This window comes from Trinickia sp. HAY1-2D, from assembly GCF_056754935.1.
This window is the reverse complement of record NZ_JBPGWX010000002.1, coordinates 1,185,648-1,199,067: the sequence shown is the minus strand read 5'-3', so window position 1 is coordinate 1,199,067 and position 13,420 is coordinate 1,185,648. Positions and strand designations below refer to the sequence as shown.

Annotated in this window: 7 protein-coding genes, 1 tRNA gene and 1 pseudogene; 8 read left to right on the top strand and 1 reads right to left on the bottom strand. The window is 58.0% G+C overall.

What is annotated here, in order from left to right; all coding sequences use genetic code 11:
• From pepN to ACR9ZC_RS12525, 8 genes are all read left to right on the top strand, one after another.
• A complete protein-coding gene (pepN, locus tag ACR9ZC_RS12560) occupies nt 1-2,691 on the top strand; it encodes an aminopeptidase N (protein ID WP_481580520.1) in 2,691 nt (896 codons plus the stop codon).
• Nucleotides 2,692-2,851: 160 nt separating this feature from the next.
• The gene (locus ACR9ZC_RS12555; RefSeq protein WP_331573191.1) at nt 2,852-3,868 is read left to right on the top strand and encodes a class 1 fructose-bisphosphatase; all 1,017 of its coding nucleotides are present in this window, start codon (nt 2,852-2,854) and stop codon (nt 3,866-3,868) included.
• 54 nt (nt 3,869-3,922) lie between these two features.
• Nucleotides 3,923-3,998, top strand: a tRNA-Thr gene (locus tag ACR9ZC_RS12550).
• A 791-nt stretch (nt 3,999-4,789) separates the two neighbouring features.
• Nucleotides 4,790-5,041 (top strand): hypothetical protein, encoded by a 252-nt coding sequence (locus ACR9ZC_RS12545; RefSeq protein WP_481580519.1) that lies wholly within the window; start codon nt 4,790-4,792, stop codon nt 5,039-5,041.
• 174 nt (nt 5,042-5,215) lie between these two features.
• Nucleotides 5,216-5,989, top strand: a complete 774-nt coding sequence (locus ACR9ZC_RS12540) for a DUF3800 domain-containing protein (RefSeq protein ID WP_481580518.1) — start codon at nt 5,216-5,218, stop codon at nt 5,987-5,989.
• 1,062 nt (nt 5,990-7,051) lie between these two features.
• On the top strand, nt 7,052-7,375 hold the full coding sequence (locus ACR9ZC_RS12535; RefSeq protein WP_481580517.1) for a helix-turn-helix transcriptional regulator: 324 nt from the start codon (nt 7,052-7,054) through the stop codon (nt 7,373-7,375).
• Nucleotides 7,376-7,484: 109 nt separating this feature from the next.
• Entirely contained in the window at nt 7,485-8,360 is an 876-nt protein-coding gene (locus tag ACR9ZC_RS12530; RefSeq protein ID WP_481580516.1) for a reverse transcriptase family protein, read from the top strand.
• A gap of 712 nt (nt 8,361-9,072) precedes the next feature.
• Complete coding sequence (locus ACR9ZC_RS12525; RefSeq protein WP_481580515.1) at nt 9,073-12,702, top strand: hypothetical protein; 3,630 nt, start codon at nt 9,073-9,075, stop codon at nt 12,700-12,702.
• A gap of 156 nt (nt 12,703-12,858) precedes the next feature.
• Here the strand turns inward: ACR9ZC_RS12525 and ACR9ZC_RS12520 are convergent.
• Nucleotides 12,859-13,308 (bottom strand): annotated as a pseudogene (locus tag ACR9ZC_RS12520) (phage portal family protein); the annotation flags it as partial.
• Between the last annotated feature and the right edge of the window lie 112 nt (nt 13,309-13,420).

The window sequence follows — 13,420 nt, the reverse complement described above, 5'->3', positions numbered from 1 at the left end:
ATGTCCGATACCGCCAATTCCGCTGTGATCCGCCGGGCCGACTATACGCCGCCGGCTTTTCTCATCGACTCGGTTGCGCTCGAGTTCGATCTCGTAGCCGAACGCACGATCGTCAAGAACACGATGCGGGTGCGACGCAATCCCGGCGCCGCGCATGCTGCACGCCTGGAACTCATGGGCGAAGCGTTGGAACTCCTCTCGGTCTCGCTCGACGGCGCGTCTCATGCGGAGCATCGCGTCCACGAGCACGGCCTCGTGCTCGACGCCGTACCCGACACGTTCGAGCTGACGATAGTGAGCGCGTGCAAGCCGGCCGAGAACACGACGCTCTCCGGCCTTTACGTCTCGAGCGGCAACTTTTTCACCCAATGCGAGGCCGAGGGCTTTCGGCGCATCACCTACTTTCTCGATCGCCCCGACGTCATGGCCACCTACACGGTGACGCTGCGCGCGGACAAAACCGCCTATCCGGTCCTGCTCTCGAACGGCAATCTCGTCGACACGGGCGATTTGCCGGACGGACGCCACTTCGCCAAATGGCAGGACCCGTTCAAGAAGCCGAGCTACCTTTTCGCGCTGGTCGCCGGCAAACTTGTCGCGCTCGAAGAGCGAATCCGCGCCGGCTCCGGTAAGGAAAAACTGCTGCAGGTCTGGGTCGAGCCGCACGATCTCGACAAGACGCGACACGCCATGGATTCGCTCGTCAACGCGATTCGGTGGGATGAAGAGCGCTTCGGCCTCGAGCTCGATCTCGACCGCTTCATGATCGTCGCCGTCAGCGATTTCAACATGGGCGCCATGGAAAACAAAGGCCTGAACGTCTTCAATACGAAGTATGTCCTGGCCAACCCCGAAACCGCCACCGATACCGATTTCGCCAACATCGAGGCCGTGGTGGGCCACGAGTATTTCCATAACTGGACAGGCAATCGCGTCACCTGCCGCGACTGGTTCCAATTGAGCCTGAAGGAAGGGCTTACCGTCTTTCGCGATCAGGAGTTCTCGGCCGATATGCAAGGCGGCGCGACCGACGAAACGGCACGCGCGGTGAAACGCATCGAGGATGTACGCGTGCTGCGGCAGATGCAATTCGCGGAAGACGCGGGCCCCATGGCGCATCCGGTGCGTCCCGAGAGCTACGTCGAAATCAACAACTTCTATACGATGACCGTCTACGAGAAAGGCGCCGAAGTCGTGCGCATGTATCAGACGCTCTTCGGGCGCGACGGTTTTCGCCGCGGCATGGATCTCTACTTCAAGCGGCATGACGGGCAAGCCGTCACGTGCGACGATTTCCGCCATGCGCTGGCCGATGCGAACGGGCGCGATCTGGCGCAATTCGAGCGCTGGTACAGCCAGGCCGGCACGCCGCGTGTCGGCGTGCGGACAGCGTACGATGAAAAAACCAAGCGCTTCACGATCACGCTCTCGCAACGGTATGCGGACGCGGCGCCCGCTGCGCGCGAAACACAACAAGGCCCGCTCCTGATTCCGTTTGCGATGGGTCTCATCGGCCGCAACGGCGCCGATCTGCCGTTGCGTCTCGAAGGGGAGCCCGCTGCGGCCGGGACGACGCGTGTGCTGGAGCTGACGGACAACGAAGCGCAATTCACGTTCGTCGATGTGGCCGAAGCGCCCTTGCCTTCCCTGCTGCGCAACTTTTCAGCACCGGTGATCGTCGAGTACGACTACACCCATGACGAATTGGCGTTTTTGCTCGCGCACGACAGCGATCCGTTCAATCGATGGGAGGCTGGCCAGCGCCTCGCCACGCGTGAGCTGCTGGGGTTGGCCGCGCGCGCGGCAGCCGACGAGCCGCTCACGCTCGACGATTCCATTGTCGCGGCATTCGCGCGTGTGCTGACCGACAAGACAATCTCACCCGCGTTTCGCGAGCTCGCGCTCGTGCTGCCTTCGGAGTCCTACCTTGCCGAGCAGATGGCCGAGTCCGACCCGTCGGCGGTGCACCGCGCGCGGCAATTCGTGCGCAAGCGCCTCGCCACGGCGCTGCGCGACCAGTGGCTAAGCCTGTATGAAACTCATGTGACGCCAGGCCCGTACGAGCCGACGGCGCAAGCCGCGGGCCATCGCGCCCTCAAGAATCTCGCGCTGGCCTACCTTGCCGAGCTCGACGACGCGTCCGACGCCGTGCGGCTCGCGAATGCGCAGTACGACGCCGCCGACAACATGACCGATCGTGCGGCCGCGCTCGCGACGCTCATCGCCGCCGGTGCGGCGACGAATACGCCGATCGCGGAGCGCGCGCTCGAAGACTTCTATCGCAGGTTCGAGCGCGAGCCGCTCGTCATCGACAAGTGGTTCTCGATGCAGGCCACGCAGCGCGGTAGCGAGAAGCGGCCCGTGATCGAGATCGTGCGCAAGCTCATGAGTCATCCGGCGTTCACCTTGCGCAATCCGAACCGTGCGCGTTCGTTGATCTTCAGCTTCTGCTCGGGCAATCCCGCGCAGTTCCATGCGGCCGACGGCTCGGGCTACGCGTTCTGGGCGGAACAGGTCGTGGCGCTCGATGCGCTCAATCCCCAGGTGGCCGCGCGCCTCGCACGCTCGCTGGAACTCTGGCGTCGCTACACGCCGGCGTTGCGCGAGCGCATGCGCGAGGCGCTGCAGCAAGTGGCTGCGAAGGCCTCGTCACGCGACGTACGCGAGATCGTGGAGAAAGCGTTGGCTTGATGCCGTGGAGCGCCGTTTGGCGGCGCTTCGCGACCCAACGAACGGGCACGCACGTGCCCGTTTTTTTCGTGCCGACCGTGCGCCTGCCTACAAAAACTCGCGGCCATCGGCGTCGCGGCGGGTAAAATCCACGGCATCCCCTGGCTTTCGGAGTACCGCAATGTCTCTGCAACGACGCACTACCCTCACGAAATTCCTGATCGAGCAACAACGCGAAACCAACAAGCTGCCGGCCGACTTGCGTCTTTTGATCGAAGTCGTCGCGCGCGCTTGCAAGCTCATCAGCTATCACGTCAGCAAAGGGGCTTTGGGGGAAGCGCTCGGTACGGCGGGCAGCGAAAACGTTCAAGGCGAGGTCCAGAAAAAGCTCGATATCCTGTCGAACGAAATTCTCCTCGACGCGAACGAATGGGGCGGCAACCTTGCCGCGATGGCGTCCGAGGAAATGGAAAAGCTGTTTCCGATTCCGGCCAACTATCCGCGCGGAGAATATCTGCTCGTGTTCGACCCGCTGGACGGTTCATCGAACATCGACGTCAACGTATCGATCGGTACGATTTTTTCGGTGCTGCGCTGCCCTGACGGGCAAGTCGCGACCGAGCAATCGTTCCTTCAGCCCGGCACGCAGCAGGTCGCGGCAGGCTACGCGGTCTATGGACCGCAAACCATGCTCGTATTGACGACGGGCGATGGCGTGAATGGCTTCACGCTCGACCGCGAACTCGGTTCGTGGGTGCTCACGCATGCCAACTTGCGCATTCCGGAAGACACGCGGGAGTTCGCGATCAACGCCTCGAACGCTCGCCACTGGTATCCGCCGGTACAGCGATATGTCGACGAACTGCTGGCCGGCAAGACGGGCGTGCGTCAGGCCGATTTCAACATGCGCTGGGTCGCATCGATGGTTGCCGATGTGCATCGGATCTTGCATCGCGGCGGCATCTTCATGTACCCGGCGGACAAGCGGACCCCGGACAAACCGGGCAAGCTGCGGCTCATGTACGAGGCGAATCCGATGTCGTTCATCGTCGAGCAGGCCGGCGGCGCGGCGACGAACGGGCACGAGCGCATTCTCGATGTGCAGCCCGAGAGCCTGCATGAGCGTATCGCGGTGTTCCTCGGTTCGAAGAACGAGGTCGAGCGCGTCACGGGCTACCATCGCGAAGAAAAAAGTTAAGATGGGGGCTTGCCATCCGGCGCGACATGTCTCTATAATCGCGTTTCTCCTGATGCCGGAATAGCTCAGACGGTAGAGCAGCGCATTCGTAATGCGAAGGTCGGGGGTTCGATTCCTCTTTCCGGCACCACAGATTCACGTGAAAAGCCCAGCCCGCAAGGCTGGGCTTTTTATTTGGCGTAAATCTGGCGTAACGCCAGTTGACGCGTGGGAAACGTCCTCGCGAAATCGAGAGGCAAAGTCGTACGTGGGGAGGAACCGATCACTGCCTCGAAGTTTGGCCGCCAGAAAAAGGTAACGCAGGTCACTCTTTCGGCAAGCCCCCGTCAGAACCCGGAAGATCAACGGTGCGCACGATTCGCAGATCAGTCACATATGAGTAACAGCTCAGGAACGCGTTACCTTTTGCTTCGGTAACTGATGCGATAAGTCGAACTCTTCAAAATCAGATACTTGGCCGCACGCTACGGTATCTGTGACCAGTCGTGCCGTTTCGGGGGTAACGCAAATTTCGGCCTAGATTCAGTAACTTATACTCCGTTTTCCAGGTCAGTGACCGGTGTTACGGCTTCCCGCCCCGCTCCATTGCAACGGCTTTCCTCGGGTTCGAGCCCCAGCGCGGTAAAACGGTCCGACGATACGAGCCATCACTTGATCCCGCACCACCGCGTCACTATGATGGCGGCGTGTTCAAAACAGCGAACACCTGGATTGGCGTCCGGAAATGCAAAAGGCAGGCAACCACCGGCATAGGGTCGGTTTCGCCTGCGCGTCTTGCGCCCCTACGGTCGGGCCTTGATGGGGGAGCCTTCGGGCTCGCCGGTTACTTTTGCGCCGGTACGCCAACCCTGTCTCGTGCCCGGCCACCTCAATTCGCGTTGAGGTGGCGGGCGATGGAACCCGCAAAAGGAGACGCGCGCAATGCATCACTTCGACACTGATTCCAAGCTTCTGCAGTCTCACCTCGATGCGGCAATGATCAGCATCGACCGTCTCAGTGCGCTGGCTGATCTGCTGGCCGACGAGGACGTCGCAGCCGCCTTCGCACGCCTTTCAGCGAGCCAGCAGGCGGCGATATTCGGCAGCTTCGAAGCCGGACTCCACGAGGCCCGCGTCGCGCTATTCGACGCGGTAGGAAACGAGTGTCAGCCACATTTGCGAGTCAACGATTAATAGGCTCAAGCGGCTCTCCACTTTCCGAAGCCGTCGCGCGCCGACCGCCGAACAGGTATACGACGCAACATTTAAGTGGCAGTTAAACGACCGTCATCATCAAAATATGCGATGAGCGGCGGCTCACTACCGTCGCTCACAACGCAACATCTACTTTTCGCCTGATCACGCCATATGCCGAGTAGTTTCCGTGTCTACATCGACGAGTCTGGAGACGAGGGCTTTAAATTTCTGCCCAATGAACAAGGAAGCTCCAGGTGGTTCGTTCTGTCGGCCGTTGTGGTAAGGAAGGAACGAGACCTTCAGCTAGTACAGCTCGCAAAGGAAGTACGCGCCCTGCTCAACAAAGAGCCGAAGCACGCGCTTCACTTCCGAAACCTCAGGCATGAGCAGCGGATACCGTTCGCTCGACAAATTGGCGAGTCGCCTCTCCGGCATATCCATGTTCTCGTGCATAAACCGTCAATCACAGAGCCCGAAAATTTCCAGCAAGAGAAATTTTCGCTGTACCGATATGCGACGCGACTGCTGCTTGAAAGGGTAAGTTGGCTTTGCCGAGATTACTATCGCCCCGCTGACGGTGGTGATGGTCGCGCGGAACTGATCTTCTCAAACCGATCTGCGATGTCCTACGCCGACCTTCGCGAATATTTGCGGCGGCTGCGAAATTCAGCCGAAGTACGAATTCATTGGAATAGTGTCGAGCCCGATGCCGTAAGCGCCGTCGCTCACGAACAGCTTGCCGGGCTTCAAATCGCTGACGCAGTCGCCACCGGCGTGTTTTATTCTGTACACCGCTCTGTCTACGGCGAAATCGAGGATGGCTACTTGCGCCTCTTGGCGCGCAACATCTACCGAAATCGGGGAACTGCAGACGGATATGGATTGAAGTTCTGGTGTGCCGACGCGAACGAGAGGCGCCGAGTGTTGGCGGTAGTCGCCAGCTGAGGGAAGTACTGTTGCAGGCCCCGGATTCGAGGGTCCCACCCATTCGGGCTGCCGTCTTGCGACGACCTCTACTGGCTCCGCGCTTGCCTGCAACAGCGTCCACTATACGCGGCTGCATAAATATAGACAAGTCGATAGACGCTCAACGGTCGAAACGCCCCGCTTCCGGGTTGCGGCCCACGGCGCAGCCTCACTGCGGTACGGGCTTCGCCATCCGCTTAATCCGACAGCATTAGCATTGGGCTAACCAGACTGCAAACGCGGCTGCGGTCTGATGATCTGAGTGCCGCGCACCGAACTCTGCCTCCGGAGTTTTCGGACAGGCACCAGCCCCTTATAAATCAAAGCCTTACGCAACTCGCAAACTGCAAAACCAGGGCTGCACAGGGGTCAATCAAGGTAGTGCGGGCCGGTCCAAGCTGCAATTTAGCTGCAGTATGGCGATCACCCGTCCCTCGAAGCGGCAGAGCACCGTCGATCGCACCGAGCGACTATTTTTCGCCACCAGCGAAAAAATTTTGTTGACCGCGTACGTTTTCCTGCTACACTACGCTCCATAGATGGGGTGTACGGAGAGACCTCGGTTGTGTTGGGCGCGAGCCCGTGGCGGACAGAACATCGATTCGCCAGACGCTTGGTACCTTCACCGCCTGCGGGCGGATCGAATATGCCAAGGTGGTCGCCTGTAGGCTTTGGCGACCACGTCACTAACGATATGAAGGGGCTTTCGGTTGCTTTCTCCGGCTTATGGAAATGCGAGGCGGATGCGCGAGTTCACGCGTGTCCCCGGGGTAACCCGGTTTTTCCATAAGGAGTTTTTTATGACTGTACCCTCTATAGAGCAACCGAAGTGCAAGCAGGAGGAGAAGGACGGACGTTCTCTCTGGAAACTGGTAGTCCATGGCGTAGCGTCAGGCGTTGGCCGATACGCATGTTCGAGACTGCTTAACGAGCGAACTTGGCATTATCTCGCCGTGAAAGTTCCGGAGTTGGCTGAAAAGCTGTTCGACGTCTTTATCTCTTAACCTGGTTGCCCCCCTTCCGTTTTTGAAGGAGTGTTATATGTTAAGTCGCGCACTAAAAGCTATGCGCCAGTTTCACAATCAAAGTCAAGGTGCACTAGCAAGCACATTGGGAATATCAAATTCCTATCTGTCAGAGATTGAGAGTGGAAAAAAAGAACCCACCCTGGACATTTTGAACAAGTATGCTGCAACGTTTAATGTTCCGTTGTCTTCCATTCTTGCATTCTCGGAAACGCTAGATGGAAGCCAAAGCGTGAGCAAAGTCAGAAGTTTCGTCGCTAAAAAGATGTTAAGGGTCCTTGAATGGATTTCAGAAAATGGCGAACTCAAAGAAAAAGATAAAACGGTACGCGCTGACTAGATCACCGTTTTTTCGTTTGCATTCGAAACAAAGTCTGGCCACCCTGTTGTCAACCCCGCTTACAAGTCTGGAAGAGCTTGCGGGGTTGCCGTCCGGGAAAAGATACAAAATGTACGACGACGAGCGTTCGGGGCGACATATTACAGAACCACAAGGCGAGCTGAAGTCTATTCACAAACGAATCGCAAAACTTTTGAGTCGCGTCATTCCACCGAAATTTCTCCACTCAGCGACAAAAAAGCGGTCATACAAAACAAACGCCGAATCACATGTAGGTCGCAGCAACATCATCAAACTCGATATCAAGGAATATTATCCCTCCATAACATTTGGAATGATTTATCGTTTTTTTTCTGACCAAATGCATTGCTCGCCGGATGTCGCGACCATTCTAACCAAGATTTGTACGGTCTCAGCTCGTGGGCGCACTCATCTGCCGACGGGCAGCAGTGTAAGTCCTGTCCTGTCTTATTGGGTACATTCGCGACTCTTCAACGACATATGGAATATGTGTGCGGCGAAGGATTGTAACATGACGCTTTACGTTGACGATATTACGGTGTCCGGGAAGCTCGCGAACGATGCGCTACTCGAGCAAATCAAGAGCCGAATAGAAGCAACGGGCTTAAAAGCGCACAAATTGAAGACCTTTATCGGAACTGCAGCAAAGGTTACCGGGGCCATTGTGTTGCAGAACAAGGTGGCCCTCCCGCACGACAGAGCGAAGGATATTCGCGAGTTACTGAAACATCTAGATTCTCTGTCAGGCGCCGAGCTGAGCTCCGCCCTATCCAGACTCGTCGGAAAGCTGAATGAAGCACAGCAGTTTGTATCGGCGTACGGGCTAACAAAGAAGGCGCTTCTGGCCCGGCACGCGACAACGTGGAAAGACATAACAGACGACCGCGCCAAGCGATCCCGAAGGGCAATGCTGAAACGTCGGCGCACGTCGGCTTCACGCAAAACATCGCCCCGAACTGCCTGAAGAGCGATCATGCACGGCACAAGGATCGCTGCATCAGTTTGCATCATCTTCTGCCATTTGAAGCCGGCGGGGCCGCTCTGTGCGGCGTACCGCTGACTCGATCAATAGGTGCATGAGATGCGATGATTTAGCGATGCGCAGGCGGGGAGGGGACTGCGAATTCGAGCTACTAGGCGGGATAGCATCATCGGTAACGCGCAGTTACGGCATTCGCGCTCCTCCGCTAGCAAGTAACAGCCTTTGTTCAACCAGTAGGTGGCCAATGACAGTCTGCGGCAAATATGCGGCAGTCGTGATGTATGCGATCGGGCGAAGGACGCCGCGACTGTTGCTCCAGGGCATCCTCTATTCGGCCATCAATCTCAACGTGAAAATCCGGGGCTGTTCATTGCTTGAAGCACTTCGGCGCAAGGAACGCGGCTTATACTGCATCCCTATAGATTGCACGCGTGCCGATGCAGGGCGATAGCTTTGACATCGACCATAAAACCTGCTCTGTCGCTATCGAGCGACACAGTCTGAAAACAAAATGGGGGGGCGAGTGATTCTTACGGAAAACCAACTAGACGAGTGGGTCCAGGGTAATGCGCGCGATGCTCAAGGTGTAATTGTTGAACTCGTATGGCGCTTGGTCGCTGCTTCGTGTCCGAAGCCCAAAGACCGCCGGTTTCCACTGGGTGACTCGATTGGCCAACACGGCCCAGACGGTATCTTGGATGTCGACCTAGGATTCGATCCGTTCGTGCCGGAAGGCCGCTCGTTTTGGGAGATAGGAACCGGGTTGAAAGCTGGCCCGAAGGCGACCTCTGACTACAGTGACCTCGTTGACGCGCTGCCCGAAAGCACCCGGCGTGAGTCGACGTTTGTCTTTGTTACGCCTCTTTCAGGCCGGAGGGACTGGAAGCATACATGGAAAGAGGACGCGCAAGGGGCGTGGCTCGAGGAGCGTCGCGCGAGGCGCGAGTGGCGGGACGTCCGAATTATTGATGGGACCAAGCTCATCGACTGGATTCAACAGTTCCCACCTGTCGAGCTTTGGCTCCTTCAGCGGACAATGGGCATACCCATTGAGCAAATTGAGACACCCGAGCTTCGCTGGAGCTTGATCCGCACAATCGGTGAGCCCCCGCCGCTAACTCCTAACTTGTTCATTTCAAGCAGAGAAGACGCTTGCGCAAGACTGAGTGCGGTCTTGGGGGGAACTGCTATTCAACTCAAGCTGGAAACGCACTTCCCTGATCAGGTAGTGGACTTCGTGTCCGCATATCTGGCCCAGCTAGATCCGGAAAACCGCGCGGATGCTGCGGGGCGCTGCGTTATCGTCTCCGGCGCCGAGGCATGGAATGCTGTCGCGTCACAGAAAGAGAAGCTTATTCTGATTGCCGACTCCGCTCTTGACCTGAGTGGAGACACGGGTATTAAGCTGATCCAGAAGGCCCGAAGGAATGGGCACGCGGTCATTTTTGGAGGGCCGACCGGCGGAATACCAGACCCGGCAAGCGTACCGCTTCGAGCGCCTCGATCACACCACATCCGAGCGGCGTTAGAACTTGCCGGGTACAGTGAGGAGCGGGCTCGGACGTTGGCGCAAAAGAGCGGGGGGCACCTGGGATCGTTGCTCAGGTGCCTCCAAAACCTGTCGTTGATGCCCGAATGGGCTGAGGGCTCCATCGCGTCCGAACTCGTTATCGCAGCAGCTCTGGGGTCTTGGAACGACATGGCAGACGCCGACCGCACTATTGCGGAAGACGTATCGGGAAACTCATACGGGGAGTGGATCGGCAAGATGCGCGAAGTGGCGCTTCGTCCGGGCACTCCCCTGATTCAGCGTGACGGACACTGGCGATTCATCGCACGCTATGAAGGGTGGTATGCCCTCGGTCCACAGGTCTTCGACGAGCATCTGGAGCGTTTGCAACGTGCTGCGATATCCGTCTTGATCGAAAGGGATCCGCAGTTCGATCTTCCTAAGGACAAGCGGTACGAGGCTGCCATTCGCGGCAAGGTCCTAGCTCATTCACAGCTCCTGCGAAACGGTCTCGCAGAATCGCTTGCGCTGCTTGGGAGCCATCCGGAGGCGCTGACATCTTGCACACGTGGCAGGGCCGAGGCGACCGCAGCTCTTACGGTCCGTGAAGTTCTGGCTGAGGCAAATTGGGAACGTTGGGCTAGCCTGAATGACTTGCTGCCGCTGCTCGCAGAGGCGGCCCCAGAGCAATTTCTCAGCGCCGTCGAGGCGGCGCTTGTCAAAATGCCGTGCGCGTTCGACCTTGTATTCGCGGAGGAACGTGACGGCATCATGGGCCGCAGTTATATGAGTGGCGTACTGTGGGCTCTCGAGACGTTGGCTTGGGATGCGGATCACTTGGGCCGAGTCGTAGTCTGCTTAGGAGAACTCGCCCAACGTGACCCAGGCGGGCGTTGGTCGAATCGCCCCATCAACTCCTTGACCACCATATTCTTGCCATGGCTGCCACAGACATGTGCACCGGTTGGGAAACGTGTGGCCGCAATCTCAACCCTGCTCGCTGAAGTTCCAGAAATTGGATGGAAGCTGCTCGTGAGCTTGCTCCCTAACTCCCACTCCACATCGTCTGGCACACGTCGGCCAGCCTGGCGTCAGACAATTTCCGACGACTCGGGAACAGAGGTTACGGACCGCGAGTATTCCGAACAGGTTGCGGTTTACGCTGACATGACAGTGGCGGCCGCCCAAAGCGACTGTAATAAGCTGGCTGAGCTGATCGATCATTTCGAGAACCTCCCCCCATCGGCATACGAAAAACTTGGGGCGCAGCTGTGTTCCGAGTCTGTGCTCAGCTTGCCCGAAGACGATAGACTCCGCCTCTGGAACGCACTTATTGATGTCGCCACGAAACACAGGCGATTTGCTGACACCGACTGGGCGATGAGGCATGAGCAGGTCGAGGAAATCGCTTCTATTGCCGAACGCCTGGCACCGAATGCCCCCGCGTTTCGCCACCAACGCCTCTTTAGCGATCGTGACTTCGACCTATACGAGGACAATGATAACTATGAGGAACAGCGCAGCGAACTTGAGGTTCGCCGTCAAAATGCCGTCGCCGAAGTGGCAAGAAGCGGCGTACAAGCCGTTCTCGAGTTCGCCGTAGCTGTTCAGTCGTCTTGGCGGGTTGGACTCGCCTACGGCATCGTCGCAGCTCCCGCGCAGGACACGGTCGTTTTGCCCAGCTTGGTGGAATCCGAGCAGAAACAGCTTCGCCAGTTCGCGGCCGGATTTGTGTGGAGCAGATTCCATAGCCGCAATTGGCATTGGGTAGACAGCATTGATGTAACAACATGGTCCCCCTCACAAATCGGCCAGTTCCTATCTTTCTTGCCGTTCGTGCAAGGTACGTGGGAGCGCTCGGATCGCCTTCTTGGGACCGACGAGATCGAGTACTGGGCCAAGGCGAATGCAAATCCGTATGCTGCCGATGCTGGCCTCGGAGGTGCGATCGATAAACTCGTGCAGCACGGGCGGCCGCTTGCTGCCGTGAGCTGTCTCTACGTGATGCTGCATCGCAAGCAGCCGCTCGACGCAACGCGCGCCGTGCAAGCATTACTGGCGGCAGCGACATCGCCAGAGAGTTCACACTCAGCGAACGCCTATGAGATTGTAGAGATCATCAAAGCCCTACAACTCGAACCGATCACTGCGCATGATGACCTGCTCCGGGTCGAGTGGGCCTACCTGCCCCTCCTTGATCGACACAGTGGCGCGGCGCCTACGTTACTCCAGCGCAGGATGGCGACAGAACCCGCATTCTTCTGCGAAATAATTCGACTCGCGTTCCGTTCAACAAACGAGGAACGATCAGCTGACGATCAGCCCGAAGGAAAAAAAGAATTGGCCGGAAATGCCTATCGTCTCTTGCGGGCATGGACAACTCCGCCAGGTTCTCACATGGATGGCGATTTCGATGGAGACGCGCTCAACCGATGGTTGGATGCTGTGAAAATCGAGTGCGTCGAGACAGGACATCTCGAGATCGCGATGACAATGGTCGGTCACTCGCTCATCTATGTACCGCCTGACCAAGACGGGCTGTGGATACATCGCTCGGCAGCTGCGGCTCTCAATGCGAAGGACGCGGAGGATATGCGAAATGGCCTTGTTACTGAATTCTATAACTCGCGCGGGGCTCACTGGGTGGACCCTACCGGTGCGCCTGAGAGAGAGCTCGCTAGCAAGTACCGCACGCGGGCGGAAGCTGTCGAGAACGCGGGTTATCATCGACTGGCTACTGCCCTCCGAGGACTGGCCGCCTCATACGACCGTGATGCAGATCATGTAGTGTCCAGAGACCGTTTCGACGAGTAACAGGAGGCCAATCCAAAGCTAGTTCGGACGGTCCCGGTTGAACCGGGGCCTGCATCGGTTCCTCGGCGGATGGAAGATGTGCCATTGATGTCGACCTCCCAGTGCCGCCAGCAAACAAGCGCTCGTGGCGTTGGCGATACTCCGCAGCTAGGTGGATTAGGCTGATCCACAAATGGCCACGGGGATATCGTAGTCGTCGAACAGGACAACCTCTTCGCCGAGACTCTCGTTCAGCTCGGCGAAACGGGTCTGCAACGGCTTGATCTCGTTCCGTCCGAACACCCGTGCCGCTGTGTCGGGGGTGCCGAACCCGCCCGAGTTGACCGGCACGATGCCGAGAAGTTGTGGTGGTACGCGATGCGCAGCAAGCAAGTCGTCCCGGGTAACGTTCTTGATGTTGAAGAATTCATCTTTCGCCGCGACTTCAGACACAGGGATGAGCTGTATCCCGTCTTTCTTCCCGTTCGGGGCATACATAAAGACGTTGCGAAAATTCCCCGGCCCCTTGGCATTTCGCAATGCCTCACGCATGTTGTCGACGTCCTCCTGTTTCTGAGCTGCGTCGATCATGTAGAGAATGAAACCAGCGTGGCTGCCATTCTCGTAAGCAAACTTGGCGAGGGCTTCGGGCGAGACCTCCACACGTTTGATCTCTGGCAACGTTTGGCTTTCGCCGATTTCGTTCACTCGCTGTCTCCCCTAGGTGGTGTCAACCCTC

Excerpts from the sequence above, each read along its gene's own strand:
- ACR9ZC_RS12530 (WP_481580516.1), top strand. The coding sequence starts at position 7,485 with ATGTACGACGACGAGCGTTCGGGGCGACATATTACAGAACCACAAGGC.
- ACR9ZC_RS12540 (WP_481580518.1), top strand. The coding sequence starts at position 5,216 with ATGCCGAGTAGTTTCCGTGTCTACATCGACGAGTCTGGAGACGAGGGC.
- ACR9ZC_RS12555 (WP_331573191.1), top strand. The coding sequence starts at position 2,852 with ATGTCTCTGCAACGACGCACTACCCTCACGAAATTCCTGATCGAGCAA.
- ACR9ZC_RS12535 (WP_481580517.1), top strand. The coding sequence starts at position 7,052 with ATGTTAAGTCGCGCACTAAAAGCTATGCGCCAGTTTCACAATCAAAGT.
- pepN (WP_481580520.1), top strand. The coding sequence starts at position 1 with ATGTCCGATACCGCCAATTCCGCTGTGATCCGCCGGGCCGACTATACG.
- ACR9ZC_RS12545 (WP_481580519.1), top strand. The coding sequence starts at position 4,790 with ATGCATCACTTCGACACTGATTCCAAGCTTCTGCAGTCTCACCTCGAT.